This is a genomic window from Kitasatospora sp. NPDC048722, assembly GCF_040650235.1.
Lineage (GTDB): Bacteria > Actinomycetota > Actinomycetes > Streptomycetales > Streptomycetaceae > Kitasatospora.
In genome coordinates this window covers 77,785-94,538 of record NZ_JBEZGX010000016.1, presented here as the reverse complement: position 1 = coordinate 94,538, position 16,754 = coordinate 77,785, and the positions used below count along the sequence as shown (strand labels likewise).

Sequence of the window (16,754 nt, the reverse complement as noted above, 5' to 3'; positions counted from 1 at the left end):
GCCGGCCGTTATGCGTCCGGTCCGGCACCGGCGCCTGCCGCGCTTCAGCGGAACCGGGCGCGGGCGATCCCGTCGTCCGCGCCCGGGGCCGCCTCCACCGCCGCGTCCAGGAGGCGCCGCATGCCCGGTGAGGGGTTCACCCCGAGCTCCCGCTGGAGCAGCAGGCGGTAGGAGTGGTACGTGTGGATCGCCTCGCTGTAGTTGCCCTCGGCGAGGTGGATCTCCAGCAGCAGCCGGTGCGGGCTCTCCCGCAGGGGCTCGGCGCGCAGCGCGGCGTGGACGGCTTCGAGGGCGCCGCCGTAGTCGCCGGCGCGGAGGTCGCGCACGGCGAGCTTCTCCATGGTGTGGAGGTAGAGCTGGCGCAGCCGTTCGCGCTCCAGCAGCACCCAGTCGTCGTACCAGCCGGGCAGGAGCTCGCGCGGGCCGCCGGCGAGCAGCACGCGCGGGTCGCCCGTCCCGGACCCGCCGATACCGGCGAGCAGTTCGTCGACGTCGAGGCGCACCGAGGCGTGCAGCCGCAGCGTCTCGCCGGCGGCGGTGAGCACCGGGGCGGCGAGCACGGGCGCGCCGGACTGCTGGAGCCGCCACAGCGCCGTGCGCAGCCGGCCGAGGGCCTTGGCCTCGTCGGACTCCGGCCACAGCGTGCCGGCCACGAGGGCGCGGTGGGCTTCGCGGCGCAGGGCGACGAAGGCGAGGAGGCGTTGGAGCGTCCTGGTCAGATGGACGGCCTTCGCCCCGCAGTCGAGCGCGAAGCCGTCGAGCAGCCTCAGCCGAGCGGAAACAGCCATACACCCGCCCCCTCATGCCCTCACGGAATTCCGCGTACGATCATGCCCCGCTGCGGCGGCCTCACCCCGAACGTCACGAATTCACCCTTTCGAGCGATCCCGTCACTCTGGGCTGACATCGGGCCCGCGCCGGGAGCGCGCCTCGCCGTACGCGGCCAGGACCCCGAGGAAGCGGCGGCGGACGTCGTCCCTGTCGGTGGCCTCGGTCACCGACTCCTGGTTGAGGCGTTCGATCATCTCGGCCTGGGCGATGAGCACCCGGCGCTGCTGCTCGGTCCTGGTCTCGGCCATGATCTCGGCGAGCGCGTCGAGCTGGCGGATCAGGACGGCCGGCATGCCGGGGGCGGCCTGGCGGATCTTCTCGAAGCTCCGCTGCACGAGCCGCTCGTAGCTGACGGGGGCGGTCATCACCCGGATGTAGCCGTCGTCGTCCCGGTGGACGGGGTTCGGGCTCCAGTGGGCGGCGATCCGGCACAGGCCCTCCCCCAGCCAGTCGATGCAGGTCAGGGCGGTGAAGGTGTCGTTGACGGCGGTGGACAGCGCCCGGATGGCGATCTCCACGAGCTGGTCGACGGCGAAGGCGATGTCCTGCGCGAGGGTGCGGGTGGAGCCGGTGATGTGGGCGCGGGCGAAGCTGCGGGCCACTTCGGGTGCCGCCTCGGCGGGCCAGACGGTGGCGAGCTGGTGCCCCTGCACGAGGAAGTGCCCGGGCCGGTGGTCCAGCCGGATGACGGCGTCCAGCCCGGCCGCCATCCGCACGAGCGTGCGGTGCCGGACGAACTGGAGGTACCCGCTGGCGGGCGCCGGGACGGCGGCCCCCGAGGTGTCCAGCCGGACGTTCAGCTCCTCGACCGTCGGCCCCTTCGCCGCGCTCCCCTCCGCCGGCCCGGGCCCGCCTGCACTCGCCTCGATCGCCTCGGACAGCTCCGTCGCGATGCTGGCGATCACCCGGGGCAGCTGGATCGACGTGGCGATGTGGTGGATGAAGAAGATCAGCACGGCGAGGTCCGCCATGACGAGCACCATGCACACCGTGATCGACAGGTGCGGCACGAAGTCCCCGTGCGTCCCGGGCGCGATGACGACGAGTGCGAGGATCGCGTACACGAACGTCCCGACGAACGTCCCGAGGGTGAGCTGTGTGGTCCGGTCCCGGATGAAGGTGCGCAGCATGCGCGGCCCGAACTGGGTGGAGGCCAGCGTCAGGGTCACGATCATGATGGAGAACACCACGCCGACGACGGTGATCAGGGACGCCGCGATGGCCGCGAGGATCTGCCGCGCCGCGTCCGCCGTCCCGCTGATCACCCAGGTGGGAAGCTCCAGGTCCCCCCGGTACGCGGCCTTGTCCAGCGCGAACGTGACCACGAACAGCACCCCGGCGAGGCCGACCTCCAGGATCGGCACGACCCACAGGTTCGTCCGCAGGGCCTCCCGCCGCCACTGCGCCTCCAGGTGGACCCCGCGGATCACCTCGCCCACCTCCCGACACCCGGCCCAGCGGAACGTTTCCACCCTAAAGTGCCCGGACCGGGAGCACCCCACCGGTGCCGCCGTCCGCCGGGCCGACCCCACGGGAGCACGCCCGCAACAGCATCGAGGGCGCGAAGGCCGCTCCCGGCTTTGCTTACGCTACGGGCATGAGCACCAAAGCTGCGCCGTTCGACGAGCTCGACCGCAAGATCGTGGCAGCGTTGATCGAGAACGCCAGGACGAGTTTCAACGAGATCGGCGCCGCCATCGGCCTGTCGGGCACGGCGGTCAAGCGGCGGGTCGACCGCCTGCGCGCGGACGGCGTCATCACCGGGTTCACCGCCACGGTTCGGCCGGCCGCGCTCGGGTGGAACACCGAGGCGTTCGTGGAGGTCTACTGCGACAGCGCCGCGCCGCCGCGGCGGATGGCCGAGGTGGTGCGCGACTACCCGGAGATCGTTGCGGCCATGACCGTGACGGGCGGTGCCGACGCGCTGCTGCACGTCCGGGCCACGGACGTGGCGCACTTCGAGGAGGTGCTGGAGCGGATCCGGACCGAGCCGTTCGTCCGCAAGACGGTCAGCCATCTGGTGCTGTCGCACCTGCTCGCCAGCAGCCCGGGGGCCGGGGCCGACCGGACGGCCCCCCGCGACGCAGCAGGACTGCGCTGATCCGCCGCAACACGCATCACCGCTGCGCCGGTGCGCACCCGATGCCCCTTGTCGCCCGCACTCCCCGCTCCCTACGGTTGAGGGCGTCCCCCAGCCCCGGGCGTGCGGCCTCATCGAACGGCCGAGCCGCCGCGGATACCGTCCCGTCCCCGTCGGCCGTCGGAGTTCCGGCAGGCCGGCGGAGGCATCACGTGCTGCACCCAGGAGATCCGGCCATGACCGCACCCACCCTCCCCCAGCCTCTGGCCGGGGGGACTCCCACGGCACGCTCCTCGGCGGCGCTGATCCGTGCGGAAGCACCGGTGCTCGCCCACAACTACCACCCGCTCCCGGTGGTGGTGGCCCGCGCCGAGGGCGCCTGGGTCGAGGACGTCGAGGGACGCCGATACCTCGACATGCTGGCCGGCTACTCGGCCCTCAACTTCGGCCACCGCCACCCCGCGCTGATCGAGGCCGCACACCGCCAGCTCGACCGGGTCACCCTCACCTCACGGGCCTTCCACCACGACCGTCTGGCCGAATTCGCCGAAGGCCTGGCGGAGTTGACCGGACTCGACATGGTACTGCCGATGAACACCGGTGCCGAGGCGGTGGAGAGCGCCATCAAGGTCGCCCGCAAGTGGGCGTACCAGGTGAAGGGAGTCGCGGCCGACCGGGCGACGATCGTCGTGGCGGACGGCAACTTCCACGGCCGGACCACCACCATCGTGAGCTTCTCCGGTGACCCCGTCGCCCGCGAGGGCTTCGGCCCGTTCACACCGGGCTTCCGCACCGTGCCCTACAACGACCTCACGGCGCTGGAGGAAGCACTCGACGAGACCACGGCGGCCGTCCTGATCGAGCCGATCCAGGGCGAGGCCGGTGTCCTCATTCCCGACGACGGCTACCTGGCGGGGGTGCGTGAGCTGACCCGGCGGGCCGGCTGCCTCTTCGTCGCCGACGAGATCCAGTCCGGGCTGGGCCGCACCGGCACCACGCTGGCCGTCGACCACGAGGCCGTGCTGCCCGACGTGGTGCTGCTCGGCAAGGCCTTGGGCGGCGGGATCGTCCCGGTCTCCGCGGTCGTCGCCCGCCGCGAGGTCCTCGGTGTCCTGCGCCCCGGCGAGCACGGCTCCACCTTCGGCGGCAACCCGCTGGCCGCGGCGGTCGGTTCGGCCGTCGTCGAGCTGCTGGCGACCGGCGAGTTCCAGCGCCGCGCCGCCGAGCTCGGCACGGTCCTCGACGCCGGTCTGTCCGCGCTGACCGGCAGGGGCATCACGGGGTACCGCACACGCGGCCTGTGGGCGGGTGTGGACGTGGACCCGGCGATCGGCACCGGCCGCGAGATCAGCGAACGCCTGCTGCGCGAGGGCGTGCTGGTCAAGGACACCCACGGCTCCACGATCCGCCTGGCCCCGCCCCTGACCATCACCCGCGAGGAACTGGAGTCGGCGCTGAGCTCCCTGGAGAAGGTGCTGACGCGGCCGCAGGGTTAGTCGACGGCCGGGCGCGGGCGTGCCGGCCGGGGTGAGATCGCGTCGGGCCGCCCGCCGCGTGAACGCGCCGGAGCAGCCGGTGACGGCCGCAAGGCGTCAGGCACCGGAGTCGACCCCGGACCGGCCCCCTACGCCACGTGGATCACCGACAGCGCGTGTTCCCGCGCGCCCGTACTCAGCATCGCGTTGAGCTCGTCGAACAGGGCACCCGCGCTGACCCCGTTCCACCCCGGGGGGAGCAGCGAGAGCGGCAGACCGGGATCCCGGTACGGGAGGCGGCGCCACTGGGTGAGCATCGGGACGTAGACCCGGAAGGCCTCCAGCGGCGTGACGCCGGAGGCCTTCACCCGGTCCAGGACCGGGCGGTGACGGGCGAGGAACTCCGCGTACAGCTCGGCGAGTTCGTCGAGGTCCCACCAGCTGCGCACCTTGGAGCGCAGGTCGCCGAAGGCGTAGTGCTCGCCGCTGAAGATGTCGACGTAGGCGGCGAGCCCGCGGCGCTCCAGGGTGCGGCGGGTCTCGGCCGCGAGGTTGCCCGGCGCGACCCAGACGCCGGGCGCCGCGGTGCCGAGGCCGAGCCGGGTGAGGCTGGTGCGCAGCTCGTGGCGCTTCTGGCGCTCGGACTCGGGGACGGAGAACACGACGACGATCCAGCCGTCCTCGGGCACGGCGCGCACGCGCTCGAAGATGCGGACGTCGCCCTCGGCGAGCGTCTCCAGCACGGACGGGACGAGCGAGTACCCGGCGGCGCCCCCGTGCCGCCCGCTCTCCAGGACCCCGCGCCGTTTGAGGCGGGAGATGGACGAGCGGACGGCGGGCGGCTCGACGCCGAGGTCGCCCATCAGCCTGACCACCGACGCGACGGAGAGCCAGTTCTCCTCACCGCGCGCGTACAGGCCGAAGGTGGTGGTGATCAGGGGGCCGTGCCGCGCGTCGCGGCCGGCCGCGGGGGACTCCTCGTGCCCGGCCGTCACAGCTGCGCTCTCCTCGTCTCGGGCCGGCATTGTGGATCAAGCTCTTCCGTGGGCAGCCTATCGCCTCTGCGGGTCATCACATCAGCGACGTCCGCACGACCCGGTTGCGCAGCTCGCCGAGCCCGTCGACGCGCGTGACGACGACGTCCCCGTCACGCAGGAAGACCTGTGGGTCGCGGGCGCTGCCGATGCCGCTCGGGGTGCCGGTGAGCAGGACGTCGCCGGCGCGCAGCGTCATCCCCAGGCTCAGTTCGGCGATCAACCGGGCGATCGGGAAGGCCATCTGAGCGCTGGTGGCGTCCTGGCGCGGCTCTCCGTTGACCTCACAGCGCACGCGCAGCGCGCCCGGGTCGGGCACCTCGTCGGCGGTGGTGAGCCAGGGCCCGAGGGGCATGGTGGCGTCGATGCTCTTGCCCTTGAGCCACTGGCCGCCGTGCGCGCGCTGGAGGTCGCGCTGGGAGACGTCGTTGGCGACGAGGTAGCCGAAGACGTGGCCGAGGGCCTCGGACTCCGGGATCGAGCGGCCGTCGCGGCCGATGACGAGGGCGATCTCGGCCTCGTAGTCCCACTGGGCGGAGAGTTCCGGGTCGTAGGCGATGTCGTCGGCCGGACCGATGACGGTGTCCGGGCCCTTGGTGAAGAAGGTGGGCCGGTCGGGCCGCCCGGCCGGGTCCTGGCCGCCGCGCTTGCCGCGGGACTCCTCGAAGTGGTCCCAGTAGTTCCAGCCGGTGCACAGGATGTCGCGGTTGAAGTGCTGCAGCGGCGACTCCAGCCGGACGTCCGCGAGCGCGACGACCGGGGCGTCGGCCACCGCGGCCCGCGCCGCCGCCAGGCCGTCCGGCCCGCCGCGCACGAGGACGTCGACCGTGCCGAGCCACTCGGGCAGCAGGGCCACGGCCTTCGCGTCCTCGTCGACGGCTCCGGCGCGCGGCCTGCCGTCGACCGTCAGGGCTGCGAGTTTCATCGTTCCGGTACCTCCGTTGCGACCGTCAGGAAAGATCGGTTCCCGGCCATCGGTTCACCGCGCCGGGCGCACCAGTCGCTCGTCCGGGATCACCGCGACCCCGAGGATCTCGATCAGCGCCTCCGGCTGCCACAGCGCGGTGCAGCCGATGCCCGCCATCGCCGGGTAGACCGGGCCGGCCAGTTCGCGCCAGACCTCGCCGATCTCCTTGCCGTGCGCCTGGTAGTCGGGGATGTCGGTCAGGTAGATCGTCACGCTGACCAGGTCCTGCGGTTCGCCCCCCACCTCGCGCAGGGTGGCGAGGACGTTGCCGAAGGCCTGCCGGAACTGCTCGACGATGCCGCCCGGCACGATCCGCATGTGGGCGTCGAGGGCGGTCTGCCCGCCGAGGTGGAGGGTGTTGCCGGCCAGCGTCCCGTGCGAGTAGCCGCTCGGTCTCGGCAGGGAGCTCGGGTTGACGGGGACGGGCGCCGTACGGGGGGTGCCGGGCGTCATGCCACCTCCAGCGGGGTGTCGTGGCGGGATGTATTGACAGTAGATGACGGTCGTGAAAAAAACGAGATACCGATCGCGCCGACGTCAGCGCGGGGCATCTCCACCCCTGTCGACCCCCGTTCGCCAACTCCGCCCACACGAACTCCGCCCACACGAAACGGAGCCGTCCGCATGGAGCCCGATCTCAGCAAGTACCAACTCGACGGCGACAACTCGATGTACCGCCTCCCGAGCGGTCTGGTCGCCCCCGTCGTCACGCGCCGCGGCATGGAGGACCCGGGCACCGCCGACTCCGGCGGCGCCGTGCGGATCTCGGGCGTGAGCATCCAGCACACCCCCGCCCGCAGGCTCTGGTTCGGCCAGGTCAGCAACGAGCCCGGCTACCGCTCGGTGACCCACCACCACGGCGAGGCCGAGACCGGCGGCTACGTCCTGGAGGGCCGCGGCCGCATCTACTTCGGCGAACGGTTCGAGGACTACATCGACATGGAGCAGGGCGACTGGGTCTTCGTGCCCCCGTTCATGCCCCACATCGAGTGCAACCTCTCGCGCACCGAGCGCCTCGTGTGGATGACCACCCGCACGCCCGAGAACATCGTCGTCAACCTGCCGGACGTCGCCGACGACGACCTGCGCGACTGGACGGACCGCTGATGGCCGCCGATCCCACCTCCGAGGTCTTCACCTCGGCCGTCACCCTCAAGCCCGCCGAGCCCGAGCACTTCGACCTCGCCTTCACCGCCACCACCCAGCCCTGCCCGTGGCCCAAGGCCTACGGCGGCGACCTCGTCGCCCAGGCCGCCGCCGCCGCGATGCGCTCGGTGACGGACGGCAAGTCGCTGCACTCGATGCACGGTTACTTCCTGCGCCCGGCCGACATCGGCGCCGACGTCCGCTACGAGGTGGAGGTCCTGCGCGACGGCCGCGGCTACAGCACCCGCCAGGTGCGCGGCTACCAGAACGGCAAGCCGCTGTACGTCTGCCTGGCCAACTTCGCGGCCGGCGAGCCCGGTGGCACCTTCGCCGCCGGCTTCGACGGCCCGCTCCCCACCCCCGAGAGCCTGCCGAGCTCGGCCGCCTACCTCGCCGACCGCAGCGGCGGCACGATGACCGACGGGTCCAAGGCCTACTGGTCCGGCGGCCGCAGCTTCGACATGCGGCACGTGCCGGGCCCCGTCTACCTCACCGTCGAGGGCGAGCGGACCCCCCACCAGGCCGTCTGGATCAAGCCGTTCGACCACCTGCGGCCCGTCGAGGGCCTCACCGACGCGCAGCGCGACCAGGCCGCCCTCGCCTACGTCTGCGACTACACGATCCTGGAGCCCGTCCTGCGCGTGCTCGACCTCGCATGGGCGCGACCCGGGCTGGTGACGGCGAGCCTCGACCACGCCATGTGGTTCCACCGGCCGGGACCGGTGGACGACTGGCTGCTGTACGTGCAGGAGGCGGTCGCCGCCGACAGCGGACGCGGGCTCGGCACCGGCCGCTTCTTCACCCGCGACCACCGCCACCTCGCCACCGTCGCCCAGGAGGGCATGATCCGCACCACCTGATCTCCCGGCGCCCCCACCGCCCGCGAGTTCCCGGAAGGACCCGTCCGTTGTCCCTCTCACCCTCGGCCCACCAGGACACCTTCACCCGCGACCACCTCCCGCCGGCGGACCACTGGCCGACGATCGAGTTCACCACGCCGGAACTGCACTACCCGGACCGGCTCAACGCCGCCACCGAGCTGATCGACCGCCCGGTGGCGGAGCACGGCCCCGACCTTCCCGCCCTCCGTACGCCGGACGGCGAGACCTGGTCCTACGGCCTCCTCCAGCGCCGCGCCAACCAGGTCGCCCAGGTGCTCACCGAGGACCTCGGCCTCGTGCCCGGCGGCCGCGTGCTGCTCCGCTCGCCCAACAACCCCTGGGCGGTGGCCGCGTGGCTCGGCGTCCTCAAGGCGGGCGGCGTGGCCGTCACCACGATGGCCGCGCTGCGCGCCCGCGAGCTCGCCCCGATCGTCGAACGCACCGGGCCCGCCGTCGCACTCGTCGACCACCGCCACACCGAGGAGGTCGAGCGGCTCCAGAACGCCTCCCTCGCGATCGTCACCCACGGCGCGGACACCCCGGACGACCTCCTCGCCCGCGCCGGCGCCAAGTCGGGCGAGTTCACCAACGTCCCGACCGCCGCCGACGACGTCGCCCTGCTCGGCCCGACCTCCGGCAGCACGGGCGTCCCCAAGATCACCATGCACTTCCACCGCGACGTGCTCTCCATCGACCACACCTTCGGCCGCCCCCTCCTCGGCCTCGGCCCCGGCGACACCGTCGCGTGCTCCGCGCCGCTCGCCTTCACCTTCGGCCTCGGCATGCTCGTCGTCTTCCCGCTGCGCGCCGGCGCCTGCGCGCTGCTCACCGAGTCCGCCACCCCGCTCCAGCTCGCCGAGCACGTCGAGCGCCACGGCGTCACCGTCCTCGCGACCGCGCCCACCGCCTACAAGGCGATCCTGCGGGAGGAGCAGGAGCACCGGCTCGCCGGGCTGCGCGTGGCCGTCTCGGCCGGCGAGCACCTCCCGCGGACCACCTGGGAGCAGCTGCGCGACCGCCTCGGCCTGCGCGTCATCGACGGCATCGGCGCCACCGAGCTGCTGCACATCTTCATCTCCGCCGCCGGCGACGACATCCGCCCCGGCGCCACCGGCCGCCCGCTGCCCGGCTACCGGGCCACCATCCTCGACATCGACGGCCACGAGCTCGGCCCGGGGGAGCCCGGCCGGCTCGCCGTCATCGGCCCGGTCGGCTGCCGCTACCTGGACGACCCGCGCCAGGACGAGTACGTCGTGGACGGCTGGAACGTCACCGGCGACCTCTTCCACCGCGACGCCGACGGCTACTTCTTCTACCAGGCCCGCAGCGACGCCATGATCGTCTCCTCGGGCTACAACATCGGGGGCCCCGAGGTCGAGGCCGCCATCGACACCCACCCGGACGTCGTCGAGTCCGGCGTCGTCGCCAAGCCCGACCCCGAACGCGGCTCCGTCGTCTGCGCGTTCGTCGTCCTGCGCGACGGCGTCCCGGACGGCGAATCGGCCGCCGCCAAGGCCAAGGAGATCCAGGACCACGTCAAACAGGTCCTGGCCCCCTACAAGTACCCGCGCGACGTGCGGTTCTGCGACGCCCTGCCCCGCAACACCAGCGGCAAGCTCCAGCGTTTCGTGCTGCGCCGGATCGTCGCGGACGGCGAGCGGAGCTGCGGCCAGGCCCCTGCCGAGAGAGGAACCTTGTGAAGATCGCGATCGTCGGCGGCGGCCCCGGCGGCCTGTACCTCGCCGCGCTCATGAAGCAGCTCGACCCCGCCCACGAGGTCACCGTGTGGGAGCGCAACGCCCCCGACGTCACCTTCGGCTTCGGCGTGGTCTTCTCCGACGAGACGCTCGGCGGCATCGAGAACGCGGACGCCGAGTTCGCCGCCGCCATGGCCGACCGCTTCGCCCGCTGGACGGACATCGACATCCACGTCGGCGGCCGCACCCACACCGTCGGCGGCCAGGGATTCGCCGCCATGAGCCGCCGCGAGCTGCTGCACCTGCTCCAGGAGCGCTGCCGCGGCCTCGGCGTCGACCTGCGCTTCGGCACACCCGCGCCCGACACGGCCGCGCTGCGCGCCGGGCACGACCTGGTCGTGGCCGCCGACGGCGTCAACTCGGCCGTCCGGCAGGCGAGTCCGGACGCTTTCGGGCCCACGCTCGACACCCGCCGCAACAAGTACATGTGGCTCGGCACCGACCTGGTCTTCGAGGCCTTCCAGTTCTTCATCAAGCAGACCGAGTGGGGGACCATGCAGGTCCACGGCTACCCCTACTCCGCCACCGGCTCCACCTTCATCGTCGAGATGCACGAGGACGTGTGGCGCCGGGCCGGCTTCGACACCGGCCCCGACCTCCCGCCCGGCGCCTCCGACGAGCCCGCCGTGGAGCGGATCCGCGCCCTGTTCGCCGACGAGCTCGACGGACACCGGCTGTTCGCCAACAACTCGCGCTGGCTCAACTTCACCACCGTCCGCAACGAGCGCTGGCACGACGGCGGGCTCGTCCTGCTCGGCGACGCCGCGCACACCGCGCACTTCTCGATCGGCTCGGGCACCAAGCTCGCCATGGAGGACGCCCTCGCCCTCGCCGCCTGCCTGCACGAACACCCCACGCTGGAAGAGGCGCTGACGTCCTACGAGGCCGAGCGGCGCCCGGTCGTCGAGTCCACCCAGCGCGCCGCCCAGGCCTCCCTGGAGTGGTTCGAGAACATCGGCATGTACACCGGCCAGGAGCCCGTGCAGTTCTGCTTCAACCTGCTCACCCGCTCCCGCCGCATCACCTACGACAACCTCCGCACCCGCGACCCGCAGTTCGCCGACCGCGTCGACGAGGCCTTCGCGAAGGCACAGGGCGCCGACAGCGTCGTCCCGGCGATGTTCCAGCCCTTCCGGCTCGGACCGCTGGAGCTCAAGAACCGCGTCATCGTCTCCCCCATGGACATGTACTCCGCCGTCGACGGCCTCCCCGGCGACTTCCACCTCGTCCACCTCGGCTCGAAGGCGATGGGCGGTGCCGGCCTGGTCATGACCGAGATGGTCTGCGTCTCCGCCGAGGGCCGCATCACCCCCGGCTGCACCGGCCTGTGGAACGACGAGCAGCGCGACGCGTGGCAGCGCATCGTCTCCTACGCGCACGCCAACTCGACCGCCCGGATGGGCCTCCAGCTCGGCCACTCCGGCCGCAAGGGCTCGACCCGCCTCATGTGGGAGGGCATGGACGAACCGCTGGAGCAGGGCAACTGGGACGTCGTCGGACCCTCCGAACTCCCCTACGGCCCCGCCTCCGCGACGCCGCGCGAGCTCACCCGCGGCGAACTCGACCGGATCACCGCCGAGTTCGTCGCCGCCGCCCGACGCGGCGCGGAAGCCGGCTTCGACCTCCTCGAACTCCACTGCGCCCACGGCTACCTGCTCTCGTCCTTCCTCTCCCCACTGGCCAACCACCGCACCGACGGGTACGGCGGCCCGCTGGAGAACCGGCTGCGTTACCCCCTGGAGGTCTTCGACGCCGTCCGCGCGGTCTGGCCCGCCGACCGCCCGGTGATCGTGCGCATCTCCGCCACCGACTGGGCCCCCGACGGCAACACCGAACACGACGCCGTCGAGATCGCCCGCGCGTTCATCGCCCACGGCGCCGACGGCATCGACGTCTCCACCGGCCAGGTCACCAAGGACGAACGTCCCGCCTACGGCCGCTCCTACCAGACCCCGTACGCCGACCGGATCCGCCACGAGGTCGCCGCCGTCACCGGCACCGCCGTCATCGCCGTCGGCGCCATCGCCTCCTACGACGACGTCAACTCCATCCTCCTGGCCGGCCGCGCCGACCTCTGCGCCATCGGCCGCACCCACCTCTACGACCCGCAGTGGACCCTGCACGCCGCCGCCGAACAGAACTACCGCGGACCGGCCGCCGACTGGCCCCTCCCCTACCGCGCCGGCAGCCGCAAACCCCCCTCCTCCCGCACCGACGCCATCCGCCCCCGCCTCACCCTGCTGCGCGCCGAGGACCCCGACCGCGCCGTCCACCTCCGCTGGAGCCCGTCCCGTGAACCGGCCCCCGTCTCCTGAGCCGGTGGACGGTGCGCGCTTCGCGAGCATCGTCCACCGCAGCCGCGTCGAGTGGATGGACACCGACGCGGGCGGCCACCACCACAACACCGCGATCGCGCGCTACGTCGAGGCGGCCGAGGCCGAGTTGATGCGCACCCGCGGCATCACCGGCTACTTCGGCGCGGCCCCGCGCGTCCGCTACGAGGCCGACTTCAGCGCGCCGCTGTGGTTCGGCCAGGAGGTGACGACCGAGCTCACCGTCGAACGCATCGGCACGACGTCCATCACCGTCCGCTTCGAGATCCGCGCGGAGGACGGCCGACCGGCCGCCTCGGGACGGTACGTGGCGGTGCACGTCCCGCGCGGCGGGCGCACGAGCACCCCGTGGCCCGCCGCGTGGGTCGAGGCGTGGTCGTCAGGGCAGGGGGATCACGTGTAGCCGCGCCTGGTAGCCGCCGTCGGACCCGCCGGCGACGAGGGCGTCCGGCCCGACGGCGAGGCCGCTGAGCTGCTCCTCGGCGACGGTCATGCTCTCCTCCGGCACGGTCTCGCCGGTGGCGGCGTCCACGGAGAGGATCTGCGCCGTGTTCGGGGCGTCGTCCTTCACCGCGTAGAACCGACTGCCGTCCGCCCCGGCCCGGGCCGTGTTCACGATCGAGCCCTCGGGGGCGAGCGTGACGTGCCGGCTCACCGTGTCGGTCGCCGGGTCGATGAGGTCGCCCCGGCCGGACGAGCCCGCGTCGAGGGCGAGGAGCCGCGTGCCGTCCGGGGAGAAGGCCAGGTCGAACTCGGCGGCCGAGACCGTCCCGGCGACGGTGCCGACGAGGGTCGGGCCGGCCGTCCTCCAGTGCTGGATGCCACGTGAGGTGCCGATGTACAGGTCCTGCCCGCCCGGCCGCACCACCGGGGCACCCGCGCCGCCGGAGGGCAGCGGGGCGGACCCGGTGAACGCCCGCCGACCGGTGTCGAAGGTCAGCATCCGGCCCGGGCCCGGCTTCTGCTTGTAGCGCATCGCCCCGCGCTGCGACACGTACACCGTGCCGCCGTCCGTGCCGACGGCCAGCCCGAGCGCCGGGCCGGCGCTCCAGTTGGCCGGGCGCGGCTGGTCGGGCAGCGCGACGGTCGCGAGCACGGCCCTCCCCACGGTGTCGACGACGACGAGCCGCTGCCCGTCCACGACGTACAGCCGCGACCCGTCCGCGCTGAGCGCGGCGTTGACGCCCCACTCCAGCGCGCCCAGCCCCACCTGCCCCCGCGTCGCGCCCGTCCGGACGTCCACCACCTTGACGCTCACGCTGCGGTCGCTCTCGACGGCGACGACGTACAGCGTGCCGCCGTCCGGACTGACCAGCGGCACCGGCCGCTCTCCGCTCACCGTCACGACGGTCTCGCCGACGGGCGCGGCCTGCGCCGCCGCGGTGCCCGTCAGTCCGAGCACGACGACGGCCGCCAAAGCCGCGGTTCGCATCCTCCTGGACATGCTTCTCCTCCCCTTACTGCGTATGCGATCCCCCAACGGGCACGCTAGTGGACGGAGTTGACATCTGTCAGTCAATTCTCCGCTTGAGGAGAGGATGTGATGGACATTCAGGCTTGCGCGGTGGGCCGGACGACGATCTCGCTGACGTCGACGCCCGCGGGCTGCCCGATCGCGTAGCCGACGGCCGAGGCGATCGCCGACGGCGGCATGGCGATCTCGTCGCGCTGCCGGGTCATCGCGGCGGCCGCCCCGGGAGCGGCACCCTTGCCGACGCCCTCGGTGTCGGTGAGGCCGGGCGAGACGAGGGTCACGCGCAGGTCGGGTCCCGATTCCTGACGCAGCCCCTCGGTGAGCACCTTCACCGCCGTCTTGGTCGCCGCGTAGACGCCCTGGGGCGGTTTGACGACGTAGGCCGCGGTGGAGCCGACGTTGACGAACTGGCCGGAGCCCTGGCGACGGAAGACGGGCAGGGCCGCCCCGATCCCGTTGAGCAGGCCGGTGATGTGGGTCGCCACCATGGCGTCCCAGTCGTCCTGGCGCAAGTCGTCGAACGGCGAGACGGCCATCGTGCCCGCGTTGGAGACGAGGACGTCGAGCCGGCCGTACCGCTCGACGGCGGTGTCGGTCAGCCGCCGGAGGTCCTCGCGGCGCGTGACGTCGACGACGACGCCGACGGCGGTGCCGCCCTTCGCCGTGATGCCGTCCACGACGGCGGTCAGCCGGCCCTCGCGCCGGGCCCCCAGCACGAGCCGGGCGCCCTCCTCGGCGAGGTACGTCGCGGTCGCCTCGCCGATGCCGCTGCTGGCGCCCGTGATCGCGATGACCTTGCCCTGGATACCTGACACGACAGGTTCCCTTCCCGGGATGCGTGCAGGTCACGATGGTGACCCGCAGTGAAAGCGGAGGCTCCCCCACTTGCCTCACGTTAAGTGGGGGTGCCTCCGCTTGGCAAGTCGATAGGCTGCCGTCAGGCTTCCGGGGCTTCCGGGACTCCGGGAAGGGATGGCGAACACCGATGAGCGACGTAGCGCCGCGACCGCTGCGTGCCGACGCGCAGCGCAACAGGGAGAAGATCCTCACGGCCGCCGTGCACGTCTTCACGACCGAGGGGCTGGACGCGCACCTGGAGCGCATCGCCAGGGAGGCGGGTGTCGGCAGCGCGACGCTGTACCGCAACTTCCCCACCCGGGAGGCCCTGGTCGAAGCGGTTTACCGCAACGAGGTGGCCCACCTGTGCGAGGCCGCCCCCGCCCTGCTCGCACAGGAGCCGCCCGTGGCGGCCCTGCGGGCGTGGACGCGCCTCTTCCTGGACTACGTCACCGCCAAGTACGGCATGATCGACGCCCTGCGCGCGATCGCCGCGACGGGAAGCAGCCCCTACGGGCACAGCCGGGAGATGATCCAGGACGCCATCACCTCGCTGATGGACGCCTGCACGGCCGCCGGGACGATCCGCACCGACATCCGGCCCGCCGACGTCTTCGCCGCCCTCGAAGGCATCGCCCTCACCTCGGCGGGCACCGAACTCCGGCCGCAGGCGGAGCGCCTGCTCGACCTCGTGCTGGACGGCCTCACGGTCCGCCCTTGAGGACCGGTGGGCGACGTCAGGCGGCCACCAGCGCCAGCCGGATCCAGCGCTCGGCCTCCGCCGTCGCGGCCGTCACGTCGAACGCGTCCGGGTCGGTGGCCCCCTGGACGATTGTTGACCAACAAGTAAGTATGCGGGGCGGGCCCGGAGCCGACCCAGGCCGCGCCGCCCCCGTCGGAAGGGAAGATCCGGATGACTGCCACGATGCTCGCCGGCCGCCTCGACGTCACGAAGGGCACGTTCGCCGTCGAGGAGGTGCCCGTCCCGGCGCCCGGCCCCGGGGAGGTCCTGATCAAGGTCGAGGCGGCGGGCGTCTGCCTGTCCGACGTCCACCTGATCGACGGCACCCTCAAGCCCTTCCGCCTCCCCGGCGACAAGGTGACCCTCGGCCACGAGGTCGCCGGCACCGTCCACACCCTCGGCGAGGGCGTCACCACCGCCGCCGTCGGCGACCGCGTCCTGCTCCAGGCCGGCGAGCAGCGGGGCGGCGTCGTCTTCACCCGCGGCGTCGACTACGACGGCGGCTGGGCCGAGTACAGCCTCGCCACTGCCACCACCCTCGTGCCGATCCCCGACGAACTCCCCTTCGAACAGGCCTGCTTCATCCCCGACGCGGTCTCCACCCCGTGGGCCGCCATCACCGCCACCGGCGCCGTCCGCCCGGCCGAGGCCGTCGGCGTCTGGGGCGTCGGCGGACTCGGCGCCCACGGCGTCCAGCTCCTGCGCGCCATCGGCGCCTTCCCCATCGTCGCCGTCGACCCCCTCCCCGCCGCCCGCGAACGCGCCCTCGCCTTCGGCGCCGACGCCGCCCTCGACCCGCTCGACCCCGGGTTCGCCGCCCACCTGCGCGAGGCCACCGGCGGCCGCCCGCTCGCCGCCGCCTTCGACTTCGCGGGCGCGGCCCCCGTCCGCGAGCAGGCGATGGCCGCCCTCGGCGAACGCGGCCGCCTGGTCCTCGTCGGCCTCACCGACCAGCCCCTCACCATCACCAAGGGCACCATGGTCAGCTTCCTGCGCCAGGAGATCCGCGGCCACTACGGCTCCCAGCCCCAGGACGTGATCGACCTCGTCGCCCTCGCGAAGGGCGGCCGCCTCGACTTCTCCCGCTCGGTCAGCGGCACCTTCCCGCTCGCCGACGCCGCCAAGGCCGTCGAAGCCCTGGAGCAGAAGGCGGGCAACCCGATCCGGCTGATCCTCAAGCCCTGAGCACCCGTTGTC

General features: G+C 72.9%; 16 protein-coding genes. 9 read left to right on the top strand and 7 right to left on the bottom strand.

Going from position 1 to position 16,754, the window contains the following annotated elements; all coding sequences use genetic code 11:
- Window positions 1-44: 44 nt before the first annotated feature.
- Both AB0C76_RS14685 and AB0C76_RS14680 read right to left on the bottom strand, forming a co-directional pair.
- On the bottom strand, window positions 45-788 hold the full coding sequence (locus AB0C76_RS14685; RefSeq protein WP_359964438.1) for a BTAD domain-containing putative transcriptional regulator: 744 nt from the start codon (window positions 786-788) through the stop codon (window positions 45-47).
- Window positions 789-890: 102 nt separating this feature from the next.
- Window positions 891-2,261: a DUF2254 domain-containing protein gene (locus AB0C76_RS14680; RefSeq protein WP_359964436.1), complete on the bottom strand. Its 1,371-nt coding sequence runs from the start codon at window positions 2,259-2,261 to the stop codon at window positions 891-893.
- Window positions 2,262-2,428: 167 nt separating this feature from the next.
- On the opposite strand from AB0C76_RS14680, the gene AB0C76_RS14675 reads away from it, so the two are divergent.
- Window positions 2,429-2,932, top strand: coding sequence for an Lrp/AsnC family transcriptional regulator (locus AB0C76_RS14675; RefSeq protein WP_359964434.1), 504 nt, complete (start codon window positions 2,429-2,431; stop codon window positions 2,930-2,932).
- 215 nt (window positions 2,933-3,147) lie between these two features.
- On the top strand, window positions 3,148-4,407 hold the full coding sequence (gene rocD / locus AB0C76_RS14670; protein ID WP_359964432.1) for an ornithine--oxo-acid transaminase: 1,260 nt from the start codon (window positions 3,148-3,150) through the stop codon (window positions 4,405-4,407).
- Between the two features lie 128 nt (window positions 4,408-4,535).
- Here rocD and AB0C76_RS14665 read toward each other — a convergent pair whose 3' ends face one another.
- The 3 genes from AB0C76_RS14665 to AB0C76_RS14655 form a co-directional block, all read right to left on the bottom strand.
- Window positions 4,536-5,381 (bottom strand): PaaX family transcriptional regulator C-terminal domain-containing protein, encoded by an 846-nt coding sequence (locus AB0C76_RS14665; RefSeq protein ID WP_359964430.1) that lies wholly within the window; start codon window positions 5,379-5,381, stop codon window positions 4,536-4,538.
- A 76-nt stretch (window positions 5,382-5,457) separates the two neighbouring features.
- Window positions 5,458-6,345, bottom strand: coding sequence for a fumarylacetoacetate hydrolase family protein (locus AB0C76_RS14660; protein ID WP_359964429.1), 888 nt, complete (start codon window positions 6,343-6,345; stop codon window positions 5,458-5,460).
- Between the two features lie 54 nt (window positions 6,346-6,399).
- A complete protein-coding gene (locus AB0C76_RS14655; protein ID WP_359964427.1) occupies window positions 6,400-6,840 on the bottom strand; it encodes a RidA family protein in 441 nt (146 codons plus the stop codon).
- Window positions 6,841-7,011: 171 nt separating this feature from the next.
- Between AB0C76_RS14655 and AB0C76_RS14650 the strand changes: the two genes are divergently transcribed.
- From AB0C76_RS14650 to AB0C76_RS14630, 5 genes are read left to right on the top strand one after another with little or no spacing between them, the layout of a single operon-like run.
- The gene (locus tag AB0C76_RS14650; protein WP_329925792.1) at window positions 7,012-7,494 is read left to right on the top strand and encodes a cupin domain-containing protein; all 483 of its coding nucleotides are present in this window, start codon (window positions 7,012-7,014) and stop codon (window positions 7,492-7,494) included.
- Window positions 7,494-8,393 carry an acyl-CoA thioesterase domain-containing protein gene (locus AB0C76_RS14645; RefSeq protein WP_359964425.1) on the top strand — a complete coding sequence of 300 codons (900 nt, stop codon included), beginning with the start codon at window positions 7,494-7,496 and terminating at the stop codon, window positions 8,391-8,393. Before AB0C76_RS14650 ends, AB0C76_RS14645 begins: the two co-directional genes overlap by 1 nt.
- A 47-nt stretch (window positions 8,394-8,440) precedes the next feature.
- The gene (locus tag AB0C76_RS14640; protein WP_359964423.1) at window positions 8,441-10,114 is read left to right on the top strand and encodes an AMP-binding protein; all 1,674 of its coding nucleotides are present in this window, start codon (window positions 8,441-8,443) and stop codon (window positions 10,112-10,114) included.
- Entirely contained in the window at window positions 10,111-12,486 is a 2,376-nt protein-coding gene (locus AB0C76_RS14635) for a bifunctional salicylyl-CoA 5-hydroxylase/oxidoreductase (protein ID WP_359964421.1), read from the top strand. The genes AB0C76_RS14640 and AB0C76_RS14635 overlap by 4 nt, the downstream gene beginning before the upstream one ends.
- Window positions 12,487-12,490: 4 nt before the next feature.
- Window positions 12,491-12,907, top strand: coding sequence for an acyl-CoA thioesterase (locus AB0C76_RS14630; protein ID WP_359964419.1), 417 nt, complete (start codon window positions 12,491-12,493; stop codon window positions 12,905-12,907).
- Here AB0C76_RS14630 and AB0C76_RS14625 read toward each other — a convergent pair.
- Window positions 12,884-13,948: a hypothetical protein gene (locus AB0C76_RS14625; protein ID WP_359964417.1), complete on the bottom strand. Its 1,065-nt coding sequence runs from the start codon at window positions 13,946-13,948 to the stop codon at window positions 12,884-12,886. The two genes, AB0C76_RS14630 and AB0C76_RS14625, sit on opposite strands and share 24 nt — an antisense overlap.
- A 107-nt stretch (window positions 13,949-14,055) precedes the next feature.
- Window positions 14,056-14,793 (bottom strand): SDR family oxidoreductase, encoded by a 738-nt coding sequence (locus AB0C76_RS14620; protein ID WP_359964415.1) that lies wholly within the window; start codon window positions 14,791-14,793, stop codon window positions 14,056-14,058.
- Window positions 14,794-14,963: 170 nt separating this feature from the next.
- Here AB0C76_RS14620 and AB0C76_RS14615 point away from each other — a divergent pair, with 170 nt between their 5' ends.
- Together AB0C76_RS14615 and AB0C76_RS14610 are read left to right on the top strand one after the other, a co-directional pair.
- On the top strand, window positions 14,964-15,536 hold the full coding sequence (locus AB0C76_RS14615) for a TetR/AcrR family transcriptional regulator (protein WP_359964413.1): 573 nt from the start codon (window positions 14,964-14,966) through the stop codon (window positions 15,534-15,536).
- A gap of 192 nt (window positions 15,537-15,728) precedes the next feature.
- Window positions 15,729-16,742: a zinc-binding dehydrogenase gene (locus tag AB0C76_RS14610; RefSeq protein ID WP_359964411.1), complete on the top strand. Its 1,014-nt coding sequence runs from the start codon at window positions 15,729-15,731 to the stop codon at window positions 16,740-16,742.
- Window positions 16,743-16,754: the final 12 nt, after the last annotated feature.

Bases quoted from the DNA above. Each gene is read 5' to 3' on its own strand.
- AB0C76_RS14685 (WP_359964438.1), bottom strand. From the start codon at position 788: ATGGCTGTTTCCGCTCGGCTGAGGCTGCTCGACGGCTTCGCGCTCGAC.
- AB0C76_RS14675 (WP_359964434.1), top strand. From the start codon at position 2,429: ATGAGCACCAAAGCTGCGCCGTTCGACGAGCTCGACCGCAAGATCGTG.
- rocD (WP_359964432.1), top strand. From the start codon at position 3,148: ATGACCGCACCCACCCTCCCCCAGCCTCTGGCCGGGGGGACTCCCACG.
- AB0C76_RS14660 (WP_359964429.1), bottom strand. From the start codon at position 6,345: ATGAAACTCGCAGCCCTGACGGTCGACGGCAGGCCGCGCGCCGGAGCC.
- AB0C76_RS14655 (WP_359964427.1), bottom strand. From the start codon at position 6,840: ATGACGCCCGGCACCCCCCGTACGGCGCCCGTCCCCGTCAACCCGAGC.
- AB0C76_RS14650 (WP_329925792.1), top strand. From the start codon at position 7,012: ATGGAGCCCGATCTCAGCAAGTACCAACTCGACGGCGACAACTCGATG.
- AB0C76_RS14645 (WP_359964425.1), top strand. From the start codon at position 7,494: ATGGCCGCCGATCCCACCTCCGAGGTCTTCACCTCGGCCGTCACCCTC.
- AB0C76_RS14625 (WP_359964417.1), bottom strand. From the start codon at position 13,948: ATGTCCAGGAGGATGCGAACCGCGGCTTTGGCGGCCGTCGTCGTGCTC.
- AB0C76_RS14615 (WP_359964413.1), top strand. From the start codon at position 14,964: ATGAGCGACGTAGCGCCGCGACCGCTGCGTGCCGACGCGCAGCGCAAC.
- AB0C76_RS14610 (WP_359964411.1), top strand. From the start codon at position 15,729: ATGACTGCCACGATGCTCGCCGGCCGCCTCGACGTCACGAAGGGCACG.